Source organism: Faecalibacillus sp. H12, from assembly GCF_013361255.1.
Classification (GTDB): Bacteria; Bacillota_I; Bacilli_A; order Erysipelotrichales; family Coprobacillaceae; genus Faecalibacillus; species Faecalibacillus intestinalis.
This window is the reverse complement of sequence record NZ_JABWDK010000040.1, coordinates 1-14,465: the sequence shown is the minus strand read 5'-3', so window position 1 is coordinate 14,465 and position 14,465 is coordinate 1. Positions and strand designations below refer to the sequence as shown.

The window sequence follows — 14,465 nt, the reverse complement described above, 5'->3', positions numbered from 1 at the left end:
AATGATAGCCAGAGAAAATATAGAAAAAGGACATTCTATAGGGCTTGAACAAGGATTAGTACAAGGACAAAAATTGGAAAGAATTACATTAATTAAAAATATGATGGAAAGTTTGCAATGTTCCATGCAAAGAGCTATGGATGTTTTAAAATTGACAGCTGATGAAAGAAAAGATGTTGAAGAATATTATAAATCTTAAAATCATAGGCGATATGAATTTCATATCGCCTATTTTCTTTTAATGATTGTTACATTTCTTTGACCATCATGATTGACACGATGTGAAAAGAATAAATCATTATTTTCATTTGTACAATAAGAAGAAACTTGAATATTTTCTTCTAAAACCCCTAAATTTAATAATTGTTGTTTATTTAATCCTTTATTATCTAATAAATAATGATTTTCATCTGTTTTTTGATAAAAAGGTGAAGTATCAAAGTTCATTTTCTTAACTTGATTAATCACATCATCTTGCACTTCTAAGTGCTTTTTAGAAAGACAAGGACCTATTAAACAATACATTTCTTTTGGATTACAATTTTCTTTTTCAATAAGATAACGAATTGTATGATCAACAATTTGTCTAACTGTACCAAGCCATCCTGAATGAATAGCACAAACGATTTTTTGATCTTTGCAATAGACTAAAATTGGTGTGCAATCTGCATGAAATGACAGTAAGAATAAATCTTTATCTTTCGTATAAGTTGCATCTACTTCATAGAGGTCATCTGTTTGTTTTAACATATTGGTACCACCATCTTTCATTAAAAAGACTTGTTTTAAATTGGTAGAATGTGTTTGTCTAGGGGCTACCATATGTTCTAAATCTGTATTTAGTAATGAAGCAAGTTCTTGTCTATTTTCTAATACTTTTAAATAATTTGGATTATTTAAAGAAATATCACCTAATTTCCTAGTTGTTGTATATGCTTCTACATCTTCATGTAAATTCCATTTTATTAATTTCATTTGTTTCTCCTTTACAAAAGTCCAATTCTTTTTAATACATGACCATACCTTATATTAGGAGGTGTTATTATGAGTTGTAATTGTCAACAAAATACATGTTGTCAAGGACAATATGGAAACTTTGATAATAACGGTTATGCAAATTATTTTAATTCAAATATAGGAAATGGTTTTACTCCACAACCAATTGTCGCTCCTAAGAAAGTATGTACAACATTTCAAAATCAATATGTAGAACAACCTATTATTTGTCCAATTGAATGTCGTCGTGTCAATAACATTGTTTATGTTCCACGTTATTATCCTCGCTATGAACAAACATGTTATACACAAACAAATCGTTATTAAAAATAGGTGCTTAGCATCTATTTTTTTGTAAGTTCTTGTAAAAACTCATCATCTGGATCAATATAGATTGTTTTATAATTATCTAAAATTACTTTTCCTGGTTTACTACCCGCAGGTTTTTTGAGTGTTTTGACGAGTGTATAGTTTACTGGAACACTACTTGAATTTTTTCCTTTTGAATAGTATGCAGCAATTTTAGCAGCTAAACGAATCGTATATTCATCTAAATCTTGTGCTTTAACAATGACATGGCTTCCTGGCATATCTTTTGCATGGAACCACATATCATAACGATGCGCATATTTAAATGTTAAATAATCGTTTTGTAAGTTATTTTTACCAATATCGATTTCAATTCCATCTTTTGTAAGATATTGTTGAAATTGAGGACGTTTTTTCTTACGAATTGTATTTTTTTGTTTTTTCTTTTTTAAATATCCTTCGTTTTCTAATTCTTCTTTGATTTCTAAAGCATCATAATATGTCGCTTGTGACATAGCGGTTATTAAAGAATCGAAATATTCAATTTCTTTTTCAGTTAAATCAATTTGTTCTAAAAGAACATTGATTGAATTTTTAGCTTTTTGATATTTTTGATAATATTTTTGAGCATTGGCTTTTGGATCTAATTTAGGATCTAAAGTAATATCTAATTTTGTATTATCATAATAATTGTCAACAACAACATGAGTCATTCCTTTTTGTATTAAATGTAAAGAAGCATATAATAAATCTCCTTTAATACGATAATCATCACTATTATGTGAATCATCTAAGGTTGCTTTTAATTTCTTTAATTTTGAAGTGTTTTTTTGATATTCATTTTGTATAAATTTTAAAAGATTGCTTGTTTGTTGTTTAATTCTTTCTTTTTGATCTATTTCATTAAAGTGAGTATCTAAACCATCAAATAAAGAATATTTAGACGTTTCTCCTTGTAAATGTGTCAGTTCAATAACATGAAAATATTCTTTATCATTGACTTTTGTAATATAGAGATTTTGAGAATTTTCTATTTCTTTCATAATCTCTTTAAAAGATTCATCTTGATCAATACGATATAAGATTTCTTTAGATAAAATAGGAGACATTCCTTGATAGATTTTAGTAAGTTGGTTATCTTCTACAAATTCATTTGTAAAAGGATCGAGTTTTTCCATCATTGGTGGTAATTGATAAAGGGCTCCTGGTTGTAAAAATCTTTCACTGTTCATACTTGGTGAAATATGTTTAATACAATCAATGATTTTATCGTTTTGACCTACTAAAATAATGTTTGAATGTTTTCCCATGACTTCTACATAGAGAACATATTCAATATAATCACCTAATTCATTGTGACAGCTAAAAGTGATTTTAAAAATACGATCCAAATCGATTTGTTCAATATCTTTAATATAACCACCTTCTAAAAGCTTACGATAAAGCATTGTAAGCGGATTAGGAGATTCTGGTGTTGGATAAGATAAAGATGTTAATTGAACACGTGCATACATTGGATGACTTGAAATCAATAACTGATAATTCTTTTTATTTGCACGAACTTGAAATAAAAGTTCATATTTTGATATTTGATAAATTTTATTGATACGACCGCCTTTTATTGTTTCTATCAATAAATTTTTTACTTGATGCATCATAATGCCATCATATGCCATAGTTATCACCCCAAAATACTATAACATATTTGAAATTTAATTGACATTATCTCTTTGTTATTGTAGAGTTATTTTTATAAAAAAAGGGGTGTGGAAAAATTGAAAAGAGGAATGTTAATCATTCTTAGTGGGCCTAGTGGTGTTGGTAAAGGAACAGTAAGAGAAGAATTGTTCAAAGATGAAAGTTTAAATTTAAGTTATTCTATTTCAATGACAACAAGAAAACCTAGACCTACAGAAACAGATGGTGTAGATTATTTCTTTGTTGATGAAAAAACGTTTGTAGATAAAATTGCTCAAGGTGGATTATTAGAATGGGCAAGATTTGTAGGTAATTATTATGGTACCCCTAAAGATAATGTAGATCGTTTATTAGATGAAGGGAAAAATGTCGTTTTAGAAATCGAAGTTCAAGGAGCGTTGCAAGTCATGAAAAAGTGTCCAGATGCCCTTACGATTTTCTTGGTACCACCTTCATTAGAAGAATTAGAAAGACGTATTCGTGGTAGACGTACTGAAAGCGAAGATATCGTAAAAGAACGTTTGGATAAAGCACGTAAAGAAATTCAAACAAAAGATGAATATAAATATGTTGTAGAAAATGATGATGTTCATCTAGCAAAAGATAAAATAGCAAAAATTATTAAAGAACATCAAAAGTAACTGTTGGTTTTTATAACTGACAGTTTTTTTGATAAAGCTACAATAGATGTGGTAAAATACAAACAAAAGGGAGGTGGAAATATGTATATTGTTAAGGTTCTTGTGGAACATGCAATCTATAAATTAGATACGACCTATGACTATTTATCTAAATATCAAGTTTTGGCAGGTTGTCGAGTCCATATCCGTTTTGGTTATCAACAACTTGTAGGTTATGTCGTTGAATGTCAAGAAACACTTTTTACTCAAAAACAATTAGAAGAAAAAAATGGTTTTAAATATTCTTTTATCCAAGATGTCATTGATCAAAAACCATTACTTAATCAAGAATTACAAGAACTTGCAAACTATCTTTCAAAACAAACGCTTTCTACAAGAATCAGTTGTTTACAATGTATGTTACCACCTCAATTAAAACCAAGTACCAATCATAGTGTTGGTATTAAATATCAAAAAGTTGTTTCCTTTGTAAAAGATATTCCCCTTAAAACAACAAAACAACAAGAAGCTTTAAATTATATAAAAGAACACGATTTATTACCCATAAAGTATTATCCTTTTTCAACAGCTCTTTTAAATAATATAGAAAAACAAGGAGCAATTATTTATAAACAAGTAGAAGTTTATCGAAATCCTTACAATGAACATCTACAACAAGAAGATTATCCCTTGACTACTAGTCAACAAAAAGTTGTTAATCAAATATTAGCATCTTTTCATCAATTTAAAACCTTTTTACTTTATGGAGTCACAGGTTCAGGAAAAACAGAAGTTTATTTACACCTTTCTAGATTTGTGATTGAACAAGGAAAAACTGTCTTGATGCTTGTCCCTGAAATTGCTTTGACTCCAATGATGGTCTCTGCTTTTAAAAGCCGTTTTGGAAAAAGCGTCGCTATCTTACATTCAAAATTATCAGCGGGAGAAAGATATGATGAATATCGTCGAATCATTGGTGATGAAGTAAAAATTGTCGTTGGAGCAAGAAGTGCTGTTTTTGCACCACTGGAAAATATAGGTTTGATTATTATGGATGAAGAACATGATGCTAGTTATAAACAAGAAAGTCCACCACGTTATTTAACATCTCAAGTAGCGAGAAAAAGGGGTGCTTATCATCAATGTCCAGTTGTTTTAGGTAGTGCCACACCTTCTCTTGAAAGCTATAGTCGTGCTTTAAAGGGTGCATATGAATTATGTATACTTTCTCAAAGAGTCAATCAAAAGCCTTTACCACAAATTGAATTGATTGATATGGTCGAAGAAATGAAAGCACATCATTATGAAGTATTATCAAGGAAGATGAAAGCTAAAATACAAGAAACAATCGATAAAAATGAACAAGTGATTTTATTGCTTAATAAAAGAGGTTATTCAAGTTATGTTCGTTGTTTAGATTGTGATGAGGTATTAAAATGTCCTCATTGTGATGTATCTTTAACTTATCACAAAGATACCCATACAATGCGTTGTCATTATTGTGACTTTCAAGTACCTTACCAGCAAAAATGTAGTCATTGTGGAAGTACCAATATTAAACTTATTGGCAGTGGGACACAAAAGATAGAAGAATATTTACAAAATAATTTTATAAATTCAAGAGTGATTCGCTATGATGTAGATTCTACAAGGAAGAAGCAAGGACATCATCAATTGCTTAAACAATTTGAAAACCAAGAAGCAAATATATTAATAGGAACACAGATGATTGCTAAAGGATTAGATTTTGAAAATGTGACTTTTGTAGGAGTTATTAATGCAGATCTTTCTTTAAATATTCCTGATTTTAGAGCAAATGAAAGAACATTTCAATTATTAGAACAAGTTTCTGGTAGAAGTGGTCGAGGGAAGAAACAAGGAACAGTGATGATTCAAACGTATAACCCTGATCATTTTGTTTTACAATGTGTTAAAAATCATGATTATCAAAGTTTTTATCAAAAAGAAATGGAAATGAGAAAACTTGCGAAATATCCACCTTATTGTTATTTAATAAGTATTTTAGTGCAAGGTAAAAAAGAAGATGATGTGACTTTTTGTAGTCAACAAATAAAGGAATATTTAGTAAAACAATTACCGAAGGCAATTGTTTTAGGACCTGCTAATTGTACGATTTATAAGATGAATGATATTTATCGAAAGAGAATGACACTTAAAATAACGAATACAACACATGTTTATGAGGTGTTGCATGCAATGAGTGATTATTATAATAAAAAAGGAAGAAAGGTAAATGTGATATGTGATTTTAATCCATACACAACGATATAGTTATGGCAAGAGAAAATGCATATATGATTTTAAATCAATATTTTGAAGATGAGAGTTTTTTAAATATTGCTTTAAATGAACAATTAAAGAAAAGTAATTTAAAAAGAGAAGATAAAGATTTATGTACAACCATTGTTTATGGAACAATTCAAAATCTTTTATATATTCAATATCAACTTCAACCTTATATTAAAGGAAAAAGAGTAAAGAAAAAAATAAGGACACTTCTTTATATGTCTTTATATCAATTGATATATTTAGATAAAATACCTGAATATGCCATTATTAATGAAGCAGTTAAAATAGCTAAAAAAGAAGGTTATCAAACAAGTCAATTTGTAAATGCGGTATTGAGGAATTTTACAAGAAACGAAAGAAGATCATTAGAGGAATTAGATGAATTAGAAAAAATCTCGATTATGACATCACATCCTTTATGGATGGTCAAAATGTTTAATAAACAATATGGTTTAGAAAAAACAAAAATGATTTGTGAAGAAGATAACATGCCTCCTACAAGAAGTGGGAGAGTCAATACATTAAAAACAACAAAAGAAGAGTTATTAAAAGAAAGCTGTTTTGAAGAGGGAACATTGTCTCAAGATGCTCTTTTATATAAAAGAGGAAATCTAGCCTATACTTCTTATTACAAAGAAGGTAAAGTAACGATTCAAGATGAATCAAGTCAATTAGTAGCAAGACTTTTAGATCCTCAAAAAACAGATTACGTTTTAGATATGTGTAGTGCTCCAGGAAGTAAAACAACACATCTTGCAGCATTAATGGAAAATCAAGGAAAAATAGAAGCCTATGATTTATATAAGCACAAAGTAAAATTAATAGAACATAATTTAAAACGTTTAGGTGTTAAAAATGTACATGTTCAAGCAGGTGATTCTACAAAGCTCATAGAACGCTATCCTCCTGAAACGTTTGATCGTATTTTATTAGATGCACCTTGTTCAGGATTTGGGGTTTTAAAACGTAAACCAGAAATTAAATATCATGATTCGAGTGTGATGGATGGTTTAATCCCATTACAAGCACTTTTATTAGAAAATGCGTATAATTTATTGAAAAATGATGGTACAATGGTTTATAGTACATGTACAATCAATAAAAAGGAAAATGGGATGATGATTGAACATTTTATTCAAAAACATCCTGATATGAAAGTTATTGAACAACGTACAATTTTGAATTATGAATATCACACAGATGGATTTTATATGTGTAAAATGAAAAAGGGATAGAAGATGGAACATTTATATAATTATTCTTTAGAAGAATTAACTGAATATTTTAAATCAATCAATGAAAAACCTTTTAGAGCAAAGCAGGTTTTTCAATGGTTATATCAAAAAAATGCTTTTGATTTTCAAGAAATGTCTAATATATCAAAAGATTTAAGAGAAAAATTGGAAAAACAATGCATCATTGATACCTTTGAAATACAAGAAAAGCAAGTATCAAGTGATGGAACTATCAAATACTTATTTAAAATGATTGATGGTAACTTAATAGAAGCCGTTTTAATGAGACATGACTATGGTCAATCATTATGTGTAACAAGCCAAGTAGGATGCAATATGCAATGTGCATTCTGTGCTAGTGGGCTTTTAAAAAAACAACGTAACTTAACAGCTGGTGAAATGGTCAATCAAGTCATGGCAGTTGCTAAAGATACAGGTATTCGTGTTTCACATGTTGTTGTCATGGGAACAGGTGAACCTTTTGATAACTATGATGAAGTGATGAAATTCGTTAGAATTATTAATCATCCTCATGGTTTAGCTATTGGAGCAAGACATATTACGATTTCTACATGTGGACTTGTCAATATGATTGAAAGATATAGCAATGAAGGAATTCAAACAAACCTTGCTATTTCTTTACATGCCCCTAATGATGAAATTAGAGACCAATTAATGCCTGTAAATAAAGCGTTTAATATGGATGCTTTAAGAAAAGGTGTTGCAGATTATATCGAAAAAACGAATCGTAGAGTGACATTTGAATATATTTTATTAGATGATGTCAACGATTCACTTGCACATGCTAGACAGCTTGCTCATTATATGAGAGGATTGAATGCGTATGTGAATTTAATTCCTTATAATAGTGTTGATGAACATGGTTTTAAACCAAGTAGTCATGTAGAGGAATTTAAAGACGAACTATTAAGATTACATATTAACTGTACGGTTAGAAAAGAACATGGTAGAGATATAGATGGAGCATGTGGTCAGCTAAGAGCAAAACGTAGTGGGGTGATATAATGGAGTATTATGCATTGACTGATATTGGGAAAATCAGAGAAAAAAATCAAGATCAAGCAGCAACGGCCATCAATTTAAAAGATCAGGTTTTAGGTGTTGTTTGTGATGGTATGGGAGGACATAAGGCAGGAGAAATTGCATCTCATGTTGTAGAAGAACATGTACTTACATGTTTTAAAGCCAATCCACCTTTTTTGGATGATGAAGAAGTGACAAATTGGTTAATGGATACTGTTTTAGAAGCTCACCAAATTGTAAAAAGAATGGCTAATATGCAAGAAGATACGAAAGGAATGGGAACAACTGTAGCGATTGCGGTGGTTGATGGTGATGATGCTTTCTTTTGTCATGTAGGTGATAGTCGTATTTATATTTATGATGATCAAGAAATTACCCAAATGACAAGGGATCATACTTTAGTCAATGAATTGATTGAAAGAGGAGCAATTACAAAGGAAGAAGGAAAGAATCATCGTCAAAAGAATGTTTTAATGCAAGCTATTGGTGTTGAGATGAATATTGTACCAGATATTCAAAAGTATAAATTAAATGGGAAGAATATTTTGATTTGTAGTGATGGGTTATTTAATTCTTTAGAAGATGAGGAAATTTTAAATATTGTTAAAAAAAATATGAATGTTAGAGATAAAGTACATCTTTTAATTGAACAAGCAAATGAACATGGTGGGCATGATAATATTGCTGCTGTGTTAATAGAAGGAGGACGTTAAAAAATGAATAAAATCATTGCTGAACGTTATGAATTGATTGATATTATTGGTCAAGGAGGAATGGCAGATGTTTATCTAGCAAATGATACGATTTTAAATCGTACAATTGCTATCAAGATATTACGTACATCTTTAGCGAAAGATCCAATTTATATTGCAAGATTTCAAAGAGAAGCTTCAGCAGCAGCTGCGCTTTCACATAAAAATATTGTTGAAATTTATGATGTTGGTGAAGATAATGATCAATACTATATTGTCATGGAATATGTACCTGGTAGAACATTGAAAGAATTAATTGCTAAAAGAGGTGCTTTACATGTAATGGAAGCTATTGACATTATGAAACAAGTGCTTTCAGGAACAGCAAGAGCACATCAAATGGGAATTATTCATCGTGATTTAAAACCACAAAATATTTTAGTAACGGATACAGGAACAGCTAAGATTGCTGATTTTGGAATTGCTTCTATTCAATCACTTACACAGTTTACACAAACAGATGTGATTATGGGTTCTCTTCATTATTTAGCACCAGAATTAGCACGAGGAGAAAAAGCGACAGTTCAAAGTGATATTTATGCTTTAGGAATTGTTTTTTATGAATTATTAAGAGGACAAGTACCATTTAATGGTGAATCTCCAGTGAATATTGCTTTAAAACATATGCAAGAAGATTTACCATCACTTAGAGAATTTAATCCATCTATTCCTCAATCAGTAGAAAATATTATTATTAAAGCAACTGCTAAAAACTTAAATGATCGTTATAAAAGTGCTACGGAAATGTTAGAAGATTTACAAACATGTTTATCTAGAACAGATGAAGAAAAACTTGTTTTTGATCATAGTGATGAAGTGAATGATCCTACGATTGTTGTAAATCCACGACAAATCTTTGATGAAGAAGAACCAGAAGAAGTTGAAGAAAGAGCTGTTGAAAAGAAGAATAATAATGGTAAAGGAAAACAAATTTTAGAAAAATTAAAAAATCCTAAAGTTTTTGCAGGAGTCGTTGCAGGTGTTGTTTTGATTATTGGAATTATTTGTTATTTCTTACTTTTTGGTGGAAATAAACAACCAAATGTAATGCCAGATTTAGTTGGATTGAAACAAAGTGAAGCAGAAAAAATATTAAAAGATTATGATGTTACAATTAATAAGACAGTTTTTAAAGAATTATCTGATGATTATAAAAAAGGTTTAATTACAAAAACTGATCCAGAAAAAGGTTCTTCTATTAAAGAAGGAGATGTTATCACAATTACTGTTTCAAAAGGTAAATATATTGTTTTAGATAATTATACGGGATTAAGTTATGATGAAGCTAAAAAGAAATTAAATAAGATTGGCTTTAAAGTTGATATAAAACGTGAAGTTTCTGATAAAAAGGCGGGAACAGTTTTAGAACAAAGTTTAGAAAAAGGTTATAAACAAGATCCTACAGATAAAGATCGTACAATTACACTTACGATTTCTAAAGGATCCTATGTGATTTTAGATGATTATACAGGTATGAGCTATGATGATGCCTATAATAAATTGAGTGGTTTAGGATTCAATGTTACAAAACGTGAACAAACTTCTGATCAACCGGCAGGTATCGTTATTGATCAAAATTTAGCGAAAGGCTATAAAGTAGATCCAACAGATACAAATAGAAATATTACGTTGACTGTTTCTACTGGTTATAGTCAAACAGTGCCTTCTGTTGTTGGTTTAACACCAGATAGTGCGAAATCTAATCTTGAAAACTTAGGCTTTACTGTTTCAATGGAAGGGACACAATTCCCTGAATCAGGTGGAGATGAACGTTATATCGGTGCAGTTTACAAACAAAGTATTGCTGCTGGAACAAAAGTAGATAAAAAAGGAACGACAATTACAATCTATTATTATGAAGACTAACATAGATGAAGGGCGTATTGTCAAGGCATTAGCTGGTTTTTATTACATTGATGATGGTCATGAAGTGCATCAATGTCGTGCCCGTGGAAAATTTAGAAAACAAGATATAAAACCAGTTGTTGGTGATTTTGTAGAATTTCAAAAAGGTAACCATGATGATGGGTACCTTCTCAAAATATTAGAGAGAAAAAATGTTTTAAGAAGACCACCGATTGCAAATATTGATCAAGCATTACTTGTTTTTTCAAGAAAAGAACCTGATTTTTCAACAGTATTATTAGATAAGTTCTTATTATTGATAGAACACTATCACATTAAACCAATCATTGTTATTTCTAAAATGGATATTGAAGGGGATGACTCTATTTATCAATATATTCAAGAATATAGAAATGCAGGATATACTGTGATTGAAACAAGTTCTAAACAAAATAAAGGAATAAATGAGATTAAAGAAATTTTTAAAGATCAAGTGACTGTGATTACTGGACAAAGTGGTGTTGGTAAATCAACGCTTTTAAATGCGTTAGATATTTCTTTAAATTTAGAAACAAATCAAATATCAAAAGCTCTTGGAAGAGGGAAACATACGACAAGACATGTTGAACTCATGAATTTATATGATGGTTATGTAGCGGATACTCCTGGTTTTTCATCTCTTGAATTAGAGATGGAACCAACAGAAGCAGCGAGAGCATATCATGATTTTGATGAATATGCTACTGCTTGTAAGTTTAGAGGATGTTTGCATGATAGTGAACCTCATTGTGCTGTTAAAGAGGCTGTTGATGAAGGAAAGATTTCTAAAGAACGTTATGAACATTATTTAACAATGTTAAAAGAATTAAAGGAAAAAAAGGAGAAACGATATGGTTAAAGTTGCACCTTCTCTTCTTTCAGCAAATTTTGCTTGTTTGAAAGATGATATTGAAAAAATCGAAAATGGAAAAGCTGATTGGCTTCATTATGATGTTATGGATGGACATTTTGTACCTAATATTTCTTTTGGATATAGTATTTTAAAAGATGTTTCTAAAGTAACAAATTTATTTTTAGATGTTCATTTAATGATCAGTGAACCTCAAAAGTATGTAGATGAATTTATTAAAAGTGGAGCAAATTTAATTGTTTTTCATATTGAAACAATGGAAAATAAAGAAGATACTTTAGCACTTATTCATCATATTAAAGAAAATAATGTACAAGTAGGAATAAGTATTAAACCAAATACACCGGTTGATGCTATTCAAGATTATTTATCTTTATTAGATGTTGTTTTAGTGATGTCCGTTGAACCAGGGTTTGGTGGACAATCATTTAAGGAAATTGCTCTTGATAAAATTAAAGATCTAGCTTCAAGGAGAAAAGATAATAATTACAATTATCTCATTGAAGTTGATGGTGGAATCAACGAATCAACAGGGAAACAATGTAAAGAAGCAGGTGTTGATGTTCTTGTTGCTGGAAGCTATGTATTTAATAGTGAAGATTGTTCACAAAGGATTGCTTCTTTAAAATGAAAATAGCGTTATGTGCCACACATTTAGAAAAGATGATACTTCCTCAAGACAGAGAATATATTGGGGTAGATCATGGTGTGGAAGAATTATTGAAACAAGGAATTACACCAAAGTTTGCCATCGGTGATTTTGATTCCTTACAAAATAGACAGACATTAGAAAATTTAAATATTCAAATTTTACCAGAAAGAAAAGATGTGACAGATACGCATGCTGCTATCGAATATGCAATTTCTAAAGGTTATGATGAAATTGAATTATATGGTGTTACCGGAGGACGTTTAGATCATTTTTTTGCAGTTATGTGTTTGCTTGAAAAATATCAAGATGTTTCTATAAAGGTTATTGATCAACAAAACTGTATTCAATTATTAAAACCAGGAATTCATCATATATATAATCAAGAATATTATTATTTTTCATTATTTGCTTTAAATGAAAGTATTCTATCTATTAGTCAAGCTGAATATACATTAGATCATTATTTACTTAAAAGAGATGATCCATTATGTGTATCAAATGAAGTTAAAGGTGATTATACAATTATTGAAAATAATGAAAATATTATTTTAGTTCGATCAAGAGATGCTAAATAGGCATCTTTTTCTTTTGAAAAAGAGTTATAATAATAGAAAGAGTTAAATAATGTTTCTAAAGAGATTGACAATGGAGAATTATATGCTATAATTAAGTAGTAATCATTCCTGATAAGGAATTAAAAAAAGGAGAAAAGAAATATGGCTAAATTTGTATGTAAAGTATGTGGATATGTTTATGAAGGAGATGCAGCACCAGCTGAATGTCCAGTATGTCATGTAGGAGCTGACATGTTTGAAGAAGTAAAAGGTGAAATGAAATTAGCAGCTGAACATGAATATGGTATTTACGCTAAAACTGTAAAAAATAATCCTGATATTAGTGATGAAGATAAAAAATATATCTTTGATCAATTAAAAGCTAACTTTGAAGGTGAATGTTCAGAAGTTGGTATGTATTTATGTATGGCAAGAATTGCTCATAGAGAAGGTTATCCTGAAATTGGATTATATTGGGAAAAAGCTGCTTATGAAGAAGCAGAACATGCAGCTAAATTTGCTGAAATGTTAGGAGAAGATTTAGAACCAAATATGAAAGCAACAACTAAAGATAATTTAGCTTGGCGTGTTGATTGTGAATTTGGAGCTACTGCTGGTAAAGTTGAACTTGCTACATGTGCTAAAAAGAATAATTTAGATGCAATTCATGATACTGTTCATGAAATGGCTAGAGATGAAGCTAGACATGGTAAAGCATTAAAAGGTTTATTAGATAGATATTTTGGGAAATAATAGAATTATTGAATTATAGAAGGGCTCAATTGAAATGAGCTCTTTTTATCTACAGTAGTAATTAAATTCTCAAAAATTAAAATATTATAATCAAAAAAATATGAAAGATATTTATTGAAGTATGATAGTATTAAGTTGCTAGATATAAATATTTAGCAACGCCATTAAAAAGTATTGTAACGACAATCATATTTGTATTTCCAGCTTCTATAAACAAAAGGCTTTGATCCTTGAAGAAGAAAATACTTTTCTACCTGTCATCCTTGATAAAAGTAATGACGTTATTGATTTTGATATTGATCATCAGATTTCCTGTTCCAAACAAAATCTTAAGATTTTATTGGAGAACCTGCTATGATTATCAATACCGATGAAATCAAAAATATCTATGTTGCCAAACAGTTTTGTGACATGAGAAAACAGATTGATGGTCTTGCTTTGATTGTTACATCTCAGTTCAGCATGAATGTCTTGGATCATAGCTTGTTTATTTTTACTGATTTTTCACCAAGCTACATTTGGCTTCGTAGGATCATAATGTCTGTTTAATAGATTTTTTAATTTGTCAGAGAAATCATGACTAACTGTTGTTTGAATATATGGCTTAATATATTTTGCTTTGATATTGTTTTCCTTCATGATCGAATAAACATATTTTTGACTTACCTTTTCACCCTTTTTGTTCAGTAGTTCTGTTATTTTTGGTGATCCATATATTTCATACGATTCCTTATGGATTTTCTTGATTTCTTTTATAATTCTTTCTTTTCTTAATTTGGTTTTGCTT

15 protein-coding genes and 1 pseudogene are annotated in these 14,465 nt (G+C 29.6%); 13 read left to right on the top strand and 3 right to left on the bottom strand.

What is annotated here, in order from left to right; genetic code table 11:
- Window positions 1-199: pseudogene (locus tag HUU89_RS13445) on the top strand (hypothetical protein); the annotation flags it as partial.
- A gap of 29 nt (window positions 200-228) precedes the next feature.
- On the opposite strand, the gene pgeF reads toward HUU89_RS13445, so the two are convergent.
- Window positions 229-975, bottom strand: coding sequence for a peptidoglycan editing factor PgeF (gene pgeF / locus HUU89_RS13440; RefSeq protein ID WP_175302027.1), 747 nt, complete (start codon window positions 973-975; stop codon window positions 229-231).
- A 69-nt stretch (window positions 976-1,044) separates the two neighbouring features.
- Here pgeF and HUU89_RS13435 point away from each other — a divergent pair, with 69 nt between their 5' ends.
- Window positions 1,045-1,323, top strand: a complete 279-nt coding sequence (locus HUU89_RS13435) for a hypothetical protein (RefSeq protein ID WP_175302021.1) — start codon at window positions 1,045-1,047, stop codon at window positions 1,321-1,323.
- A 17-nt stretch (window positions 1,324-1,340) separates the two neighbouring features.
- Here HUU89_RS13435 and HUU89_RS13430 read toward each other — a convergent pair whose 3' ends face one another.
- Window positions 1,341-2,981 (bottom strand): NFACT family protein, encoded by a 1,641-nt coding sequence (locus HUU89_RS13430; protein WP_147580799.1) that lies wholly within the window; start codon window positions 2,979-2,981, stop codon window positions 1,341-1,343.
- Between the two features lie 99 nt (window positions 2,982-3,080).
- Between HUU89_RS13430 and gmk the strand changes: the two genes are divergently transcribed.
- From gmk to tnpB, 11 genes are all read left to right on the top strand, one after another.
- Window positions 3,081-3,644, top strand: a complete 564-nt coding sequence (gmk, locus tag HUU89_RS13425) for a guanylate kinase (protein WP_032089890.1) — start codon at window positions 3,081-3,083, stop codon at window positions 3,642-3,644.
- 81 nt (window positions 3,645-3,725) lie between these two features.
- Window positions 3,726-5,915 carry a primosomal protein N' gene (priA, locus tag HUU89_RS13420; RefSeq protein WP_175302026.1) on the top strand — a complete coding sequence of 730 codons (2,190 nt, stop codon included), beginning with the start codon at window positions 3,726-3,728 and terminating at the stop codon, window positions 5,913-5,915.
- A gap of 2 nt (window positions 5,916-5,917) precedes the next feature.
- Window positions 5,918-7,168, top strand: a complete 1,251-nt coding sequence (rsmB, locus tag HUU89_RS13415; protein WP_175302025.1) for a 16S rRNA (cytosine(967)-C(5))-methyltransferase RsmB — start codon at window positions 5,918-5,920, stop codon at window positions 7,166-7,168.
- Window positions 7,169-7,171: 3 nt separating this feature from the next.
- Window positions 7,172-8,194, top strand: coding sequence for a 23S rRNA (adenine(2503)-C(2))-methyltransferase RlmN (gene rlmN, locus HUU89_RS13410; RefSeq protein ID WP_032089893.1), 1,023 nt, complete (start codon window positions 7,172-7,174; stop codon window positions 8,192-8,194).
- A complete protein-coding gene (locus HUU89_RS13405) occupies window positions 8,194-8,925 on the top strand; it encodes a Stp1/IreP family PP2C-type Ser/Thr phosphatase (RefSeq protein ID WP_032089894.1) in 732 nt (243 codons plus the stop codon). The genes rlmN and HUU89_RS13405 overlap by 1 nt, the downstream gene beginning before the upstream one ends.
- Before the next feature lie 3 nt (window positions 8,926-8,928).
- Window positions 8,929-10,830: a Stk1 family PASTA domain-containing Ser/Thr kinase gene (gene pknB / locus HUU89_RS13400; RefSeq protein WP_175302024.1), complete on the top strand. Its 1,902-nt coding sequence runs from the start codon at window positions 8,929-8,931 to the stop codon at window positions 10,828-10,830.
- 1 nt (window position 10,831) lies between these two features.
- Entirely contained in the window at window positions 10,832-11,707 is an 876-nt protein-coding gene (rsgA, locus tag HUU89_RS13395; protein WP_032089960.1) for a ribosome small subunit-dependent GTPase A, read from the top strand.
- The gene (gene rpe, locus HUU89_RS13390; RefSeq protein WP_032089896.1) at window positions 11,700-12,350 is read left to right on the top strand and encodes a ribulose-phosphate 3-epimerase; all 651 of its coding nucleotides are present in this window, start codon (window positions 11,700-11,702) and stop codon (window positions 12,348-12,350) included. The genes rsgA and rpe overlap by 8 nt, the downstream gene beginning before the upstream one ends.
- On the top strand, window positions 12,347-12,946 hold the full coding sequence (locus tag HUU89_RS13385) for a thiamine diphosphokinase (protein WP_175302023.1): 600 nt from the start codon (window positions 12,347-12,349) through the stop codon (window positions 12,944-12,946). Before rpe ends, HUU89_RS13385 begins: the two co-directional genes overlap by 4 nt.
- Before the next feature lie 141 nt (window positions 12,947-13,087).
- Complete coding sequence (locus HUU89_RS13380) at window positions 13,088-13,678, top strand: rubredoxin-like domain-containing protein (protein ID WP_022000839.1); 591 nt, start codon at window positions 13,088-13,090, stop codon at window positions 13,676-13,678.
- Between the two features lie 354 nt (window positions 13,679-14,032).
- Window positions 14,033-14,227, top strand: a complete 195-nt coding sequence (gene tnpB / locus HUU89_RS15470; protein ID WP_081918897.1) for an IS66 family insertion sequence element accessory protein TnpB — start codon at window positions 14,033-14,035, stop codon at window positions 14,225-14,227.
- On the opposite strand, the gene HUU89_RS13370 is transcribed toward tnpB, so the two are convergent.
- Window positions 14,183-14,465 (bottom strand): IS3 family transposase (locus tag HUU89_RS13370; protein ID WP_175302022.1); only part of this gene is annotated, 283 nt, incomplete at its 5' end. The two genes, tnpB and HUU89_RS13370, sit on opposite strands and share 45 nt — an antisense overlap.

Excerpts from the sequence above, each read along its gene's own strand:
- pgeF (WP_175302027.1), bottom strand. The coding sequence starts at position 975 with ATGAAATTAATAAAATGGAATTTACATGAAGATGTAGAAGCATATACA.
- HUU89_RS13405 (WP_032089894.1), top strand. The coding sequence starts at position 8,194 with ATGGAGTATTATGCATTGACTGATATTGGGAAAATCAGAGAAAAAAAT.
- rlmN (WP_032089893.1), top strand. The coding sequence starts at position 7,172 with ATGGAACATTTATATAATTATTCTTTAGAAGAATTAACTGAATATTTT.
- HUU89_RS13435 (WP_175302021.1), top strand. The coding sequence starts at position 1,045 with ATGAGTTGTAATTGTCAACAAAATACATGTTGTCAAGGACAATATGGA.
- HUU89_RS13385 (WP_175302023.1), top strand. The coding sequence starts at position 12,347 with ATGAAAATAGCGTTATGTGCCACACATTTAGAAAAGATGATACTTCCT.
- rpe (WP_032089896.1), top strand. The coding sequence starts at position 11,700 with ATGGTTAAAGTTGCACCTTCTCTTCTTTCAGCAAATTTTGCTTGTTTG.
- HUU89_RS13380 (WP_022000839.1), top strand. The coding sequence starts at position 13,088 with ATGGCTAAATTTGTATGTAAAGTATGTGGATATGTTTATGAAGGAGAT.
- tnpB (WP_081918897.1), top strand. The coding sequence starts at position 14,033 with ATGATTATCAATACCGATGAAATCAAAAATATCTATGTTGCCAAACAG.
- priA (WP_175302026.1), top strand. The coding sequence starts at position 3,726 with ATGTATATTGTTAAGGTTCTTGTGGAACATGCAATCTATAAATTAGAT.
- HUU89_RS13430 (WP_147580799.1), bottom strand. The coding sequence starts at position 2,981 with ATGGCATATGATGGCATTATGATGCATCAAGTAAAAAATTTATTGATA.
- pknB (WP_175302024.1), top strand. The coding sequence starts at position 8,929 with ATGAATAAAATCATTGCTGAACGTTATGAATTGATTGATATTATTGGT.
- rsmB (WP_175302025.1), top strand. The coding sequence starts at position 5,918 with ATGGCAAGAGAAAATGCATATATGATTTTAAATCAATATTTTGAAGAT.